At 71.3% G+C, this 11,299-nt stretch carries 13 protein-coding genes; 6 read left to right on the top strand and 7 right to left on the bottom strand.

Annotated elements, in window-relative coordinates; genetic code table 11:
* Positions 1 to 134: 134 nt before the first annotated feature.
* Positions 135 to 1,094, bottom strand: coding sequence for an SCO0930 family lipoprotein (locus tag OG446_RS34840; protein WP_328897777.1), 960 nt, complete (start codon positions 1,092 to 1,094; stop codon positions 135 to 137).
* A 762-nt stretch (positions 1,095 to 1,856) separates the two neighbouring features.
* Between OG446_RS34840 and OG446_RS34835 the strand changes: the two genes are divergently transcribed.
* Both OG446_RS34835 and OG446_RS34830 read left to right on the top strand, forming a co-directional pair.
* Positions 1,857 to 2,624 (top strand): bestrophin-like domain, encoded by a 768-nt coding sequence (locus OG446_RS34835; RefSeq protein WP_328897776.1) that lies wholly within the window; start codon positions 1,857 to 1,859, stop codon positions 2,622 to 2,624.
* Between the two features lie 172 nt (positions 2,625 to 2,796).
* Positions 2,797 to 3,351, top strand: coding sequence for a hypothetical protein (locus tag OG446_RS34830; RefSeq protein WP_328897775.1), 555 nt, complete (start codon positions 2,797 to 2,799; stop codon positions 3,349 to 3,351).
* Positions 3,352 to 3,443: 92 nt separating this feature from the next.
* On the opposite strand, the gene OG446_RS34825 is transcribed toward OG446_RS34830, so the two are convergent.
* Positions 3,444 to 4,103 carry a hypothetical protein gene (locus tag OG446_RS34825; RefSeq protein ID WP_328897774.1) on the bottom strand — a complete coding sequence of 220 codons (660 nt, stop codon included), beginning with the start codon at positions 4,101 to 4,103 and terminating at the stop codon, positions 3,444 to 3,446.
* Positions 4,104 to 4,416: 313 nt separating this feature from the next.
* On the opposite strand from OG446_RS34825, the gene OG446_RS34820 reads away from it, so the two are divergent.
* Entirely contained in the window at positions 4,417 to 5,076 is a 660-nt protein-coding gene (locus OG446_RS34820) for a class F sortase (RefSeq protein WP_328897773.1), read from the top strand.
* Positions 5,077 to 5,182: 106 nt separating this feature from the next.
* On the opposite strand, the gene OG446_RS34815 is transcribed toward OG446_RS34820, so the two are convergent.
* On the bottom strand, positions 5,183 to 6,028 hold the full coding sequence (locus OG446_RS34815; RefSeq protein WP_328897772.1) for a polysaccharide deacetylase family protein: 846 nt from the start codon (positions 6,026 to 6,028) through the stop codon (positions 5,183 to 5,185).
* Between the two features lie 164 nt (positions 6,029 to 6,192).
* Here OG446_RS34815 and OG446_RS34810 point away from each other — a divergent pair, with 164 nt between their 5' ends.
* Together OG446_RS34810 and OG446_RS34805 are read left to right on the top strand one after the other, a co-directional pair.
* Positions 6,193 to 6,654: a universal stress protein gene (locus tag OG446_RS34810; protein WP_328897771.1), complete on the top strand. Its 462-nt coding sequence runs from the start codon at positions 6,193 to 6,195 to the stop codon at positions 6,652 to 6,654.
* Positions 6,655 to 6,829: 175 nt separating this feature from the next.
* On the top strand, positions 6,830 to 7,399 hold the full coding sequence (locus OG446_RS34805; RefSeq protein WP_328897770.1) for a sigma-70 family RNA polymerase sigma factor: 570 nt from the start codon (positions 6,830 to 6,832) through the stop codon (positions 7,397 to 7,399).
* Here OG446_RS34805 and OG446_RS34800 read toward each other — a convergent pair.
* Positions 7,333 to 7,530 (bottom strand): zf-HC2 domain-containing protein, encoded by a 198-nt coding sequence (locus tag OG446_RS34800; protein ID WP_328897769.1) that lies wholly within the window; start codon positions 7,528 to 7,530, stop codon positions 7,333 to 7,335. The genes OG446_RS34805 and OG446_RS34800 overlap by 67 nt on opposite strands.
* Before the next feature lie 124 nt (positions 7,531 to 7,654).
* Between OG446_RS34800 and OG446_RS34795 the strand changes: the two genes are divergently transcribed.
* On the top strand, positions 7,655 to 8,167 hold the full coding sequence (locus OG446_RS34795; protein WP_328897768.1) for a hypothetical protein: 513 nt from the start codon (positions 7,655 to 7,657) through the stop codon (positions 8,165 to 8,167).
* Between the two features lie 68 nt (positions 8,168 to 8,235).
* Here OG446_RS34795 and OG446_RS34790 read toward each other — a convergent pair whose 3' ends face one another.
* Genes OG446_RS34790 through OG446_RS34780 form a run of 3 tightly spaced genes read right to left on the bottom strand, consistent with a single transcriptional unit; the run spans position 8,236 to position 11,263 of the window.
* Positions 8,236 to 9,426, bottom strand: coding sequence for a sensor histidine kinase (locus tag OG446_RS34790; RefSeq protein ID WP_328897767.1), 1,191 nt, complete (start codon positions 9,424 to 9,426; stop codon positions 8,236 to 8,238).
* Positions 9,423 to 10,904 (bottom strand): sodium/solute symporter, encoded by a 1,482-nt coding sequence (locus OG446_RS34785; RefSeq protein WP_328897766.1) that lies wholly within the window; start codon positions 10,902 to 10,904, stop codon positions 9,423 to 9,425. The genes OG446_RS34790 and OG446_RS34785 overlap by 4 nt, the downstream gene beginning before the upstream one ends.
* Complete coding sequence (locus OG446_RS34780) at positions 10,901 to 11,263, bottom strand: hypothetical protein (protein WP_148015635.1); 363 nt, start codon at positions 11,261 to 11,263, stop codon at positions 10,901 to 10,903. The genes OG446_RS34785 and OG446_RS34780 overlap by 4 nt, the downstream gene beginning before the upstream one ends.
* Positions 11,264 to 11,299 lie beyond the last annotated feature (36 nt).

Here is an 11,299-nt window from a genome sequence, read left to right as displayed (position 1 = left end):
ACCCACCGCCAGGAGAGCGAGCGGAAACGGAAATTAGCGGTCCGTTATTGGTCACACACCAGTGGCATGTGCAACCGTCCCGTCGCTGCCAGTGACATTCGGCGACGGGACGGCACCGGAAGACCGCGCGGCAACTACTTCGGCGCGCCGACCAACTTGGCCTGGGGCGAGACCGCGTACCAGGTGCCCCCGACCCCCTGGCCGTTGGTGTCACCCGGTTTGACGTCCCCGGAGAACGTGTAGATGGGCCAGCAGTCGATGGCCTGCTGCTTGAGTCCGTCGGGCCGGTCGAAGGTGACGAAACCCTTCGTGGTGACGCCCTTCACCTCATTCTTCCCGACCGGCGCGACAACCGGCCACTTCGAGAGACAGGCGCCGGTGCAGGCCGACTTCATCGGCCACGCAACATCCTTCTTGAACCGGTAGACCGTCATGCCGCGCTTGTCCACGACGATATCGCCGAGTTTCGGATCCTTGCGCACCGAGAGTCCCGCAAGGCCGGCCGGTTCCGCACCCGAGGGACCGTCCGCGTTCACGGCCGCCTTCTTGCCGTCCGGCGCCGCGGCGAACCAGGTTCCACCCACTCCCTGCCCCAGCGCGTCGCCCGGGCGGGCGTCCTTGGCATACCGGTACATCGGCCAGCCGGCCAGTGTGAGTTGCTGCGTACCGTCGGCGCGGGTGACCTTCCCGACCGTAGCGGCATCCGTTCCGGCGGCCGCTGTGACATTGCCCGCCGGCACCGGCGGCCAGGCTTTCGCACAGTCGCCTTCGCAATTCGACTTGGGCGGGCTCGCAGTGTCCTTGTCGAATCGGTAGAGCGTGAATCCCTCGCTGTCCGTGACGACTTTGCCGAGCTTCCTGCTGTCCCACACCGCGAGCTGACCGGCCTGCTTCGCCGACGCGGTCTCCGTCGTGGCGCCGGAACCGTAACCGCTGTCCGATCCGTAGCTGTCGGCAGCCTGCCCGGCCGGACTCGCGTTGCCCACGTTCTGCCCGTCGGGAGACTCGCCGCCCTTGTCCTGACCGCACGCCGTCGTGAGCGCCAACAAGGCCGCCGCGGTCACCGCGAGCGAGGCGTTTCGCCAGGTGTTCATGTCAACTCCCGTGGTACTTCCGCCAGTTGCGGCGCGGGTTCGCGCCGTTCATGGCAGTGGATACGGGCGCCGGGCCGTTCTTTGTTCAATGCGTACGCAGATTCTTCCGGAGCCTCAAACACTGAGTGCTCCAGGTCCCCTCCATCAGGCGAATCCCGCGACTGTCCGGCGTGCCCCGCCACGGCCTGGCACATGCTGCCCCTCGTGTACGGATCACTCATCGGCCGACTCACCGCGGCCGTCGCACTCACCTGGCTGCTGACCGCCCCGACGCCCGCGCTGGCCGACAGCTGCGCGTACGCCTCCATCGGGGACGGTGACGGCGGTGTGGCGGTGGCCGAGAGCGGCGACGGCAGCTGCTACGCGGGGCCGGTGCCGGAGCCCACTCCCCCGCCGTCTCCGAAACCGAAGCCCCCGCCTCCACCTCCTCCACCGCCACCGCCACCTCCACCGCCACCGCCACCTCCGCCGCCTCCGCCACCGCCACCGCCCGTTCCCGCTCCCCCTCCCGAGCCGCCTCCTGCGCCCACCCCGCCTCCGCCCCCCACACCGTCCCCGTCGCCCATTCCGTCCCCGTCCCCCACACCGTCCGCACGCCCGGCGCCACCCGCGCCCGTGGCGCTTCCCTCGTACCGCAGACCCGTACGGAAGGCCCCGGAACGCCAAACCTCCCTGGTCACGCTCACTTTGATGATCACAGCCCCCGCAGTGTTCGCCGTCGCCGTACTGCGGCCCCGTTCCCGATGACCTCCGGAGGCACCCATGTCGGAATGGCTGGTTCTCACCCTCGCCATGGCCGCGGCCAGCACCGTCGTGCTGACCATCGCCGTACTCAACAACCGTCGCCTTCCCGAGGACGACGACCCGTCCGAGACCCCTGACGTCATCGAGTACATGACGATGATGATCGGGGTGGTCTACGCCATCGTGCTGGGCCTCGCCATCGCGGGCGTCTGGGAGGGCCGCGGCGCCGCCCAGGAGTACGTACGCCAGGAGGCACAGGCCCTGCACGAGGTCAGCGCACGCTCGTCCGTCTACCCGGTCGAGGTCCGCAACCGGATCCGCGCGGACGTCGACGCCTACGTCAGCTACGTCGTGCACGACGAATGGCGGACGATGAGCGAGCACGGCACCCTCGGCGACCGGGGCGGTGAGCTCCTGGACCGGGTACGCGCCGACGTCACGGACTACCGGCCGAAGACGGACCACGAGGGGCAGGCCTACCAGCCGCTGGTCGACCAGGTCGCGGCAGCGGACGACGCCCGCAACGCACGGGGGCAGAGCGCGGGAGCCACGATGCCGGGCGTCGTCTGGTTCGGGCTGATCACCGGGGCACTGGTGACGGTGGGGCTGATCTTCACCCTGCAGATCCGCCGGACGTTCCGCGAACTCCTGCTGGCCGGTCTCTTCAGCGTCCTGATCGCCTTCCTCCTCTTCCTCATCTGGGACTTCGACTCCCCCTTCGGCCGGGGCATCTCGGCCACCGCCGCACCGTTCCTTGATCTGTTCCCCGGCGCGGCGGGCGGATAGCGGACCTCTCCCCCGGGCGGTGCGCCGCTCGGGGGACAGCGGTGCCCCGAGCGGCGCACCCCGATCGCGGGCGAAATGCACCACTTCTAGCGTTGCCCGCATCGAGGTGCATTTCTGACGCTTTGTGGAAATCCGTTCCGCAGCTGCTCCTCGGGGACCCGGAGGATTCACCATGCGCGCAATACGTGTCACCCCCGTCGCTCTGCTCGGCGCCGCAGCACTCGCCCTGACCGCCCCGGCCGTGACCGCGTATGCCGCTACCACGGGCGGACCGTCCAACAGCGGGAGCGGGTACACCGTCACGCCTTCGGTGATCGCGCCCGGCGGCCAGGTCACCCTGGCGGCCAGGGGCTGCTCCACCACGGCCACGGCGTCCTCGGGGGTGTTCGACACCGTCACCATCCCCCAGGGCGGCACCGGGCGGGCGACAGTCGACTCGGACGCCAAGCCGGGCGCCGCCTATGAGGTGACGTTCACCTGCAACACCTCGCCGGTCTCCACGGCCAAGGTGAACCTCACCATCAGCGCCGCCACCAGCACACCCACCACGAGCTCGACGAGCTCCGCGGTGTCCACCGCCTCCCCGGCCGGTGTGCAGGGCGGTCTCGGCGGCAGCATCGACAGCATGGACACCGGCGAGATCGTGGCCGGCACCGCGCTGGCCGTGGCCGCCGCCACCGGCACCGTCTTCGTGGTGCGGCGGCGCAAGGAGAGCCGCTCGCACTGACCGGCACCGCCGGCGGAACGAAAGTCGCCCCGGGTCCTCTTGGAGGACTCGGGGCGACTTCGGTTATCGGGCCGGTGGGTGCGTCCTTACGGTCAGATCGCCCCATTGCCCGTCCTCCGGCGGCGCATGAAGTACATGCCTCCGCCGAGGGCCGCCGAGGCGGCCAGGCCCGCTCCGACGCCCATCTCCGCCGGGCTCGCGGCCATCGAGCCGCCGAAGCCGCCCTGCGCGCCACGGCTGTTGAGCACGGTGAAGCGGTGTCCGGCCGTCCGGTCGGTGCCGTCGCAGCGCACCGTCAGGTTGTAGGAGCCGGGCGTCGCGTCGTTGAAGATCCGGACCCGGGCGTGGCCGACCCGGCCCGCCGAAAGCCTCGTGGTGCGGAACGCGTTGGACGAGACGCTGCCGCCACGGCCGCAGCCCTCGGCGCTGACCTGCATGGCCGCGCCCTGGTGGACGCGCTCGGGGTCGACGGTCACGTTGTTCGGACCGTTGTTGCGGCCGTTCCCGCCGTTCCCGCCGTTCCCGCCGTTCCCGCCGTTCCCGCCGTTTCCGCCGTTTCCGCCGTTGCCTCCGTTGCCTCCGTTGCCGTTGCCGTCTCCGTTGTCCCAGTCGCCCGGGTCGTTCCAGTCGTTCTGGCTGTTGCCGTTGTTCTGGCCGTTCCCGACGTCTCCACCGGCTGCGGCCATCGGGGCACCGAGCCCGAGGGCGGCGACGGCGGTCGCGGCGACAACGAGAGCGCGTGTAGCACGCATCGTTCGAACCTCCAGCGGGAAGCGCCCCGGAGCTCTGTGCACCGGGATGGTTCGACGAGAACGCCTCCCATGACGAACCCTCACCAGATCCTTGATCCACCGCATTTCGGGACTGCTCCACCCCGGTGATCCGACACACCGGGCGAACACCCGTGAACCTGATGGACCCGCAGGTCACAGACCGTCAGAAGTTTTCTCCGGCCGCTACTCCGATAAGCAGCCCGCCGGGTCGCCGCCACCCGTTCGCGCCTCCCTGAATGCCGCCCGGCCGACCCGCGCCTAGCGTTCCCCTCGTCGCGACGAAGGGAGAACCATGGGCCGGGACAACTGGCGCCCAGAACGGATCAGACACTCGCCGTGGGGCGCACTCGCACTGGCGATGCTCACCGGTCTCGCGTTGATGCGGAACGGAGCGGACCTCTCACCCGGTCCGCCGCAGCCGGTCGCCGCCACATCGGTGGGCCACCAGAAGATCGCCCCGGGGACCCCGGTGGCCGGCCCGGCCGTGAAGCCGCTGGCGTACGCGCCCGTCGCACGCGTGGCCATCCCCTCGATCGGGGTCGACGCACCGGTGGTCGACGTGAACCTCGACGCGAACGGCTGGATCGAGACACCGCCCCCGCAGGACCCCAACCTGGCCGGCTGGTACCAGAACGGCATCGCGCCGGGGCAGCTCGGCACCTCCGTCATCGTCGGTCACGTCGACAACCAGGCTGGCCCCGCCGTGTTCTACGGACTCGGCTCGCTGAAGAAGGGCAACCGCGTCGAGGTCGCCCGCAGTGACGACCGTATCGCCGTGTTCGAGGTCTACGGAGTCGAGGTGTTCTCCAAGAACGACTTCCCCGGCGCCCGGGTGTACGGCGACACGGGACAGGCGGAACTGCGGGTCATCACCTGCGGCGGCGGATACACGAAGGCGAACGGTTACGACGGCAACGTGGTGGCCTTCGCCCGCCTGGTCGAAACCCGCTGAGGCCGATGAGGCCGGCGGAGGCCTCTTGGGCCGCTGCGGCCGATGAGGCCTGTTCGCGACTGCTGCCGGGGGACGGACACCGCCTCCCGGCAGCAGTCGTCCCACCTCAGCGCCGCTGCGGCACCGTGATCCGGTATCCGTCGTCCAGCAGTTCCGGCAGATAGCGGCGCAGCGCCGACACGCTCTGCGAACGGTTGCCGCCCGCGTCGTGCGAGAGCACCACCACCCCGGGGGCCGCTCCCTCCCTGACCCGGCGGACGATGCTGTCGGTGCCCGGCACGGTCCAGTCCAGGGTGTCCACCGTCCAGGCCATCGGCTCCATTCCCATCGCCGCCCCGATCTCGAACGAGTTCCGGTTCCACGCCCCGTACGGGGCCCGGTACCAGAGCGGCGGAGCGCCGGTGATCTTCTCGATCACCTCGCTGGTACGGCCCAGTTCGTCGGTGACGCCGGACCGGGAGAGCTTGGTGACGAGCGGGTGGGTCCAGGAGTGGTTGCCGACGGTGTGCCCCTCGTCGGCGATCCTGCGCACCAGGTCCTCGTTGTCGTGGGCCATCTCCCCGCAGAGGAAGAACATGGCCCGTACGTCGTGCTTGCGCAGGGTGTCCAGGATGTGCGGGGTGTAGAGCGGGTCGGGTCCGTCGTCGAAGCTCAGCACCATGGCCCGGCCGATGTCCGGCAGCTCCTCGAAGGGGCGGGTGCGGACCGGTGGCACGGCCGGCCGGTAGTGGGGCGGGCTGTCCGCGGTCATGGGCCTCAGCCGGTAGGCCAGCGGCCGGGTCCGCAGGGCGGCTGCCTGCGGACCGGCGGCCACGGCCGACGACGGCGCGGGACGCCGGAACGGGGCGCCCGCGGAGTCCGCCGCGACCAGGCGCACGACAGTGGCGGCGCCCAGCCCGGCCGCCAGCCTCAGCAGCGTTCTGCGCATCGGCGGCATCTGATCGTTCTTCATGACCAACTGCTCGCACATCCGCTCTGTCACCCCTCTCAACGACACCGGTCACGGAGGGTTTTGCACCCAATGGAGGGAGCGCGTCCGCGCATCCGGCAGCAGCGCGCCGGGGCACTCGGGAGCCCGGCACAGGGGCGTCCGGAAGAGCCGATAGCCTCACTGCCGTGACAGACCAGCAGCCCCACCAGTTCGAACGTGGCACAGACGGCCCCAAGGTGATCGTCGCGGGCCTCGACGGTTCCGATTCCTCCATGCGCGCCGCCGCGTATGCAGCAGGTCTCGCCCGCCGGCAGCGGGCCATGCTCGCCCTCGTCTACGTCCAGCCCGTGCTGACCGCGGGTGCCGCGCTCGGTGCTCCGGTCGGCGATGCGACGGGGGATGTGGCGGAGGGCCTGGTGAACGAGATCCGGGAGTCGACCGAGCGCATGAAGGACATATGGGATGTGCGCTGGGAGTTCCACACCTTCCGCGGTGATCCGTACAACGGTCTGGTGACGGCGGCGGACGAGCTCAAGGCGGACGCCGTCGTGGTGGGCGCGTCCGAGTCGGCGGGGCACCGGTTCATCGGCTCGGTGGCCGTACGCCTGGTGAAGGCCGGGCGCTGGCCCGTCACCGTGGTCCCGTAACCCCCCTCCCCCGGCCCCGGCATCGCCGCCCGACCGTTCACCGCACCATTCGCCGCTCCGTGCGACCGCTCGTCGCACGGGGCCGCGTTTGTCCTGTTCCCCGGGGCGTGAATGCGTTCGTATACGCCAGTCAGCAGCGAGGCGGCAGGGACCTCCGCGGGGAAGGGCGTTCACCATGACCACGACGACGACCGATGAGCGGGCACTCGCGGATCTGCAGCGTGAGCACGGACCCGCTCTCTTCCACTTCCTGCTCGGTCTGACCTTCGGCGACCGGCAGCGGGCCGAGGATCTCCTCCAGGAGACGCTGGTCCGGGCCTGGCAGCACCCGGAGGCCTTCGACGGACCCTACGAGTCGATGCGGCCGTGGCTGTTCACCGTGGGCCGCCGGCTGGCGATCGACGCCCGCAGGTCGCGGCTGGCCCGGCCGGCCGAGGTCAGCGACGCGGTGCTGGAGAGCGCCCCGGGCCGGGAGGACACCGCGGAGTCCGCGGTGTCCGCGCTCGATGTGCGCGAGGCGGTCCGCACCCTCAGCCCGGAGCACCGGGCCGTGCTCGTCCAGATCTACTTCCGGGGGCTGAGCGTGGGCGAGACCGCCGAGGTGCTGGGGATACCCGCCGGCACGGTGAAGTCCCGCTCCTATTACGCCCTGCGCCTGCTCTCCCGTAACCTCCCCGGTTACTCCAGCAGGTCCTCCTCGGTGAGCAGCGGCAGCAGGGCCGCCGCCTCCGCGACCGCCGCGTAGTCGGCGGCGCACCGGTCGCAGTTCTGGAGATGCCGGGCGACGGTGCACGCCTCCGCGGCCGGTAGCGCGTCCAGGACGTAGGCGCCGAGCAACTGCCGCATGTGGGGTCCCTCCTCCGGGTGGCCGGTCATCGCAACCTCGTATCTGTGACGGATCGGGTCCGACGGATCCTGTCCTTCTGGCCACGCGGGGCGCGCTCCCCCGGTTCAATGCTGCGTGTAGGGCCGTACCGAGAACGGAATGGGGCGAGACCGGATGCGTCCGGAACGTCAAGACGGATCCAGTGGCGGCGGGCTGCGGATCCCGATGGCCTGGATGTACGCGGAGTACATCGCCGACGAACTGCTGCGGACCGGCGAGCTGATGGAGCCGGCGACGCTGGAGTACCGGGCGGGGCGCGATGCGCTCGCCCTGACCGTGTTCCTCTCCGACGGTGCGGTGGCCGGCTCCCTCCCGTCCGCCCGGGTGGACGAGCTGCGGCTGCTGACCGCGTACGGAGCCCCGTGGCGGGGCTGGGTCTGCGCGCGGCTCGACGCGCTGGAGGAGGCGGGCGACACCGGGCCTGATCTGGCCCTGGCCCGTGCGGCCTGGCGGTGGCTGGAGGACACCGAACTCCTGGCGGCCGACCTGGACGCGCTCGGTCCGCCGCCGTGGGAGCCGGCCGACAGCTCCGGGGAGCCGGAGGAGGAGCGGGCGGCCGCCCAGGTCTGGACACCTGCCTGGCAGCTGGGACTGCCGCTGGGGCACCTCTCGATCCACCTGTACTGAGGGATCCGCCCGTACCGGGGATCCGCCCGTACCGGGGATCCGCCCGTACGGGGGGCGCCGCCACCGATTCAGGAACCGTGCACCCCGGCCCGGTACTTCGGCAGCCGCACCGTGATGCGCATGCCGGCGCCGATGCCCGTCTCGATGACGAGCCCGTAGTCGTCCCCGTACACCTGTCGCAGCCGTTCGTCGACGTTCAGCAGGCCGATGCCCGTGGACTTCCCGCCTTCGCCGCGCAGGATGTGACGCAGGCGTTCCGGGTCCATGCCGGTGCCGTCGTCCTCGATGACCACCTCGGCCTCGGAGCCGGCGTCCAGCGCGCTGATGGTGATGCGGCTGGAGGTGACGGCCCCTTCGAGCCCGTGTTTGACGGCGTTCTCGACCAGGGGCTGGAGGCAGAGGAAGGGCAGGGCGACGGGCAGCACCTCGGGGGCGACCTGGAGCGTGACCGAGAGGCGTTCGCCGAACCGGGCCCGGACGAGGGCCAGGTACTGGTCGATGGAGTGCAGTTCGTCGGCGAGGGTGGTGAAGTCGCCGTGGCTGCGGAACGAGTAGCGGGTGAAGTCGGCGAACTCCAGGAGGAGCTCACGGGCCTGCTCGGGGTCGGTGCGGACGAACGAGGCGATGGCGGCCAGTGAGTTGAAGATGAAGTGCGGGGAGATCTGTGCGCGCAGGGCCCTGATCTCGGCCTCGATGAGCTGGGTGCGCGAGCGGTCGAGCTCGGCGAGTTCCAGTTGTACGCAGACCCAGCGCGCGACCTCGCCCGCCGCCCTCGCCAGGACCGCCGACTCGCGCGGGGCGTAGGCGATCAGGGTGCCGAGGACCCGGTGGTCGACGGTGAGCGGCACGGCGACGGCCCAGCGCAGCGGGCAGTCCAGGTCGTCGCACTCGCTGCGGAAGGCGGTGTCGCGGCCGGTGGCGAGGACGTCCCGTACCTGGTCCATGATGTGCCGGCCGTGGTGGTCGCCCTCGCCGTCCCAGACCAGGATCCGGTCCCGGTCGGTGAGGCACAGGGCGTCGGTGCCGAGCAGCGAACGCAGGCGGCGGGACGATCTGCGGGCGCTCTCCTCGGTCAGCCCGGCGCGCAGCGGGGGCGCGGCGAGCGAGGCGGTGTGCAGGGTCTCGAACGTGGCGTGTTCGACCGGTGTGCCGACGTCGCTGGTGCGGACGGGGCGTGCGGTGCGCCGGCCGGTCAGCAGGCCGCCGCCGAACAGCAGCAGCACGAGGAGCACGATGACGGCGTATCCGGCCCCGGTCACCGGTGCCTCCCGGTGGTGAGTGCCTCGGGCAGGTGGAATCGGGTCATGGCGGCGTTGGTGCCGGCGGGTATCCGCCCCGGGGTGGCGAGCGAGACCAGGATCATGGCGAGGAAGCCGACGGGGACGGACCAGACGGCGGGCCAGGCGAGCAGGGCGTGCGGCCAGCCGGGGGGCCGTACCGCCCCGCTGACGGTGATGGCGACGGAGAGCAGGGCGGAGCCGCCGCCCAGGACGAGTCCCGCCACCGCTCCGGGCGGGGTGAGCCGGCGCCACCAGATGCCGAGGACCAGCAGCGGGCAGAAGGACGACGCGGACACGGCGAACGCCATCCCGACCGAGTCGGCGACCGGTACCCGGCTGACGATCAGCGACCCGGCCAGCGGGACGGAGATGGCAAGGACGGTGGCCAGCCGGAAGTGCCGTACGCCGCGCGAGGGCAGGACGTCCTGGGTGATGACGCCGGCGACGGCCATCGTCAGTCCGGAGGCCGTCGACAGGAACGCGGCGAAGGCGCCGCCGGCGATGAGCGCGCCGAGCAGATCGCCGCCGAGCCCGCCGATGACCCGGCCGGGGAGCAGCAGTACGGCGGCGTCCGCGTCGCCTCCGTGGATGAGCTCGGGTGCGTACAGCCGGCCGAGGGCTCCGTAGACGGGCGGCAGCAGGTAGAAGACGCCGATCAGGGCGAGGACGGCGACGGTGGTGCGGCGGGCGTCGCGGCCGTTGGGGCTGGTGTAGAAGCGGACGACGACGTGCGGCAGGCCCATGGTGCCGAGGAACGTGGCGACGATGAGCCCGTAGGTGGCGTACAGCGGATGGTCGGCGCGGAAGACGGAGAGCTGCTCGTCGAACGTGACGCGGGGCCGCCCGTCGCCCTGCCAGGCGAGCACCAGGAAGAGGGCGGGGACGAGGAGGGCGGTCAGCTTCAGCCAGTACTGGAAGACCTGGACGAAGGTGATGGAGCGCATCCCGCCCGCGGCGACGGCGAGGACGACGACGGAGGCGACGAGGACGTCACCGAGCCAGCCGGGCGCCCCCGTCAGGATCTTGAGCGTGAGTCCGGCGCCCTGGAGCTGCGGGACGAGATAGAGCCAGCCGGCGCCGACGACCAGGACGCTGACGAGTCTGCGCACCTGCCGGGATTCGAGGCGCCCCTCGGCGAAGTCCGGCAGGGTGTACGCCCCCGAGCGGCGCAGCGGGGCCGCGACGAAGACGAGCAGCACCAGATACCCGGCGGTGTAGCCGACCGGGTACCAGAGCATGTCGGGTCCGTGGACGAGCACCAGGCCCGCGATGCCGAGGAACGAGGCGGCGGAGAGGTACTCGCCGCTGATCGCGGCCGCGTTCAGCCGGGGCCGTACGGTGCGCGAGGCGACGTAGAAGTCGGAGGTGGTGCGCGAGATGCGCAGCCCGAACCCGCCGACGAGGACGGTGGCGAGGACGACGGAGGCGACGGCCGCCACCGCGTACGTGCGGCTCACTGTGCGGGGCGGCCTTCCACGAGCCGGGCGAAGTCGCGCTCGTTGCGCTCGGCCCGGCGCACGTACCACCAGGCGAGCAGCGTCAGCGGCGGGTAGGCGGCGAAGCCGAGGACGCCCCAGACGACGGCGGAGCTGTGCAGGGCCTCGAAGACGAGGGGCAGGGTACCGACGACGACGGCGAGGCCGGTGAACGCGGTGAGTCCGGCGCGCAGCTGGCTGCGCATCAGCGAGCGGACGTAGGCGCCGCCGAGCGCGGTCTGCTCGTCGATCTCCGACTGGGTGCGGTAGCGCGGCAGCGGACGCACCCGGCGGGGCTCCCCCGTCACCACTTCACGCCGGGGCGTTGGCTCTGCGGACATGGGGCCGGAGTGTACGCAGCACCCGACCCCGCTGGG

It is taken from the genome of Streptomyces sp. NBC_00236 (assembly GCF_036195045.1).
Taxonomy (GTDB): Bacteria; Actinomycetota; Actinomycetes; order Streptomycetales; family Streptomycetaceae; genus Streptomyces.
The sequence above is the reverse complement of the archived record's forward strand: the minus strand, read 5'-3'. Positions and strand labels throughout refer to the sequence as shown.

Excerpts from the sequence above, each read along its gene's own strand:
- OG446_RS34800 (WP_328897769.1), bottom strand. The coding sequence starts at position 7,530 with ATGACCGGCCACCCGGAGGAGGGACCCCACATGCGGCAGTTGCTCGGC.
- OG446_RS34825 (WP_328897774.1), bottom strand. The coding sequence starts at position 4,103 with ATGCGTGCTACACGCGCTCTCGTTGTCGCCGCGACCGCCGTCGCCGCC.
- OG446_RS34780 (WP_148015635.1), bottom strand. The coding sequence starts at position 11,263 with ATGTCCGCAGAGCCAACGCCCCGGCGTGAAGTGGTGACGGGGGAGCCC.
- OG446_RS34820 (WP_328897773.1), top strand. The coding sequence starts at position 4,417 with ATGGGCCGGGACAACTGGCGCCCAGAACGGATCAGACACTCGCCGTGG.
- OG446_RS34840 (WP_328897777.1), bottom strand. The coding sequence starts at position 1,094 with ATGAACACCTGGCGAAACGCCTCGCTCGCGGTGACCGCGGCGGCCTTG.
- OG446_RS34795 (WP_328897768.1), top strand. The coding sequence starts at position 7,655 with ATGCGTCCGGAACGTCAAGACGGATCCAGTGGCGGCGGGCTGCGGATC.
- OG446_RS34805 (WP_328897770.1), top strand. The coding sequence starts at position 6,830 with ATGACCACGACGACGACCGATGAGCGGGCACTCGCGGATCTGCAGCGT.
- OG446_RS34815 (WP_328897772.1), bottom strand. The coding sequence starts at position 6,028 with ATGAAGAACGATCAGATGCCGCCGATGCGCAGAACGCTGCTGAGGCTG.
- OG446_RS34835 (WP_328897776.1), top strand. The coding sequence starts at position 1,857 with ATGTCGGAATGGCTGGTTCTCACCCTCGCCATGGCCGCGGCCAGCACC.
- OG446_RS34830 (WP_328897775.1), top strand. The coding sequence starts at position 2,797 with ATGCGCGCAATACGTGTCACCCCCGTCGCTCTGCTCGGCGCCGCAGCA.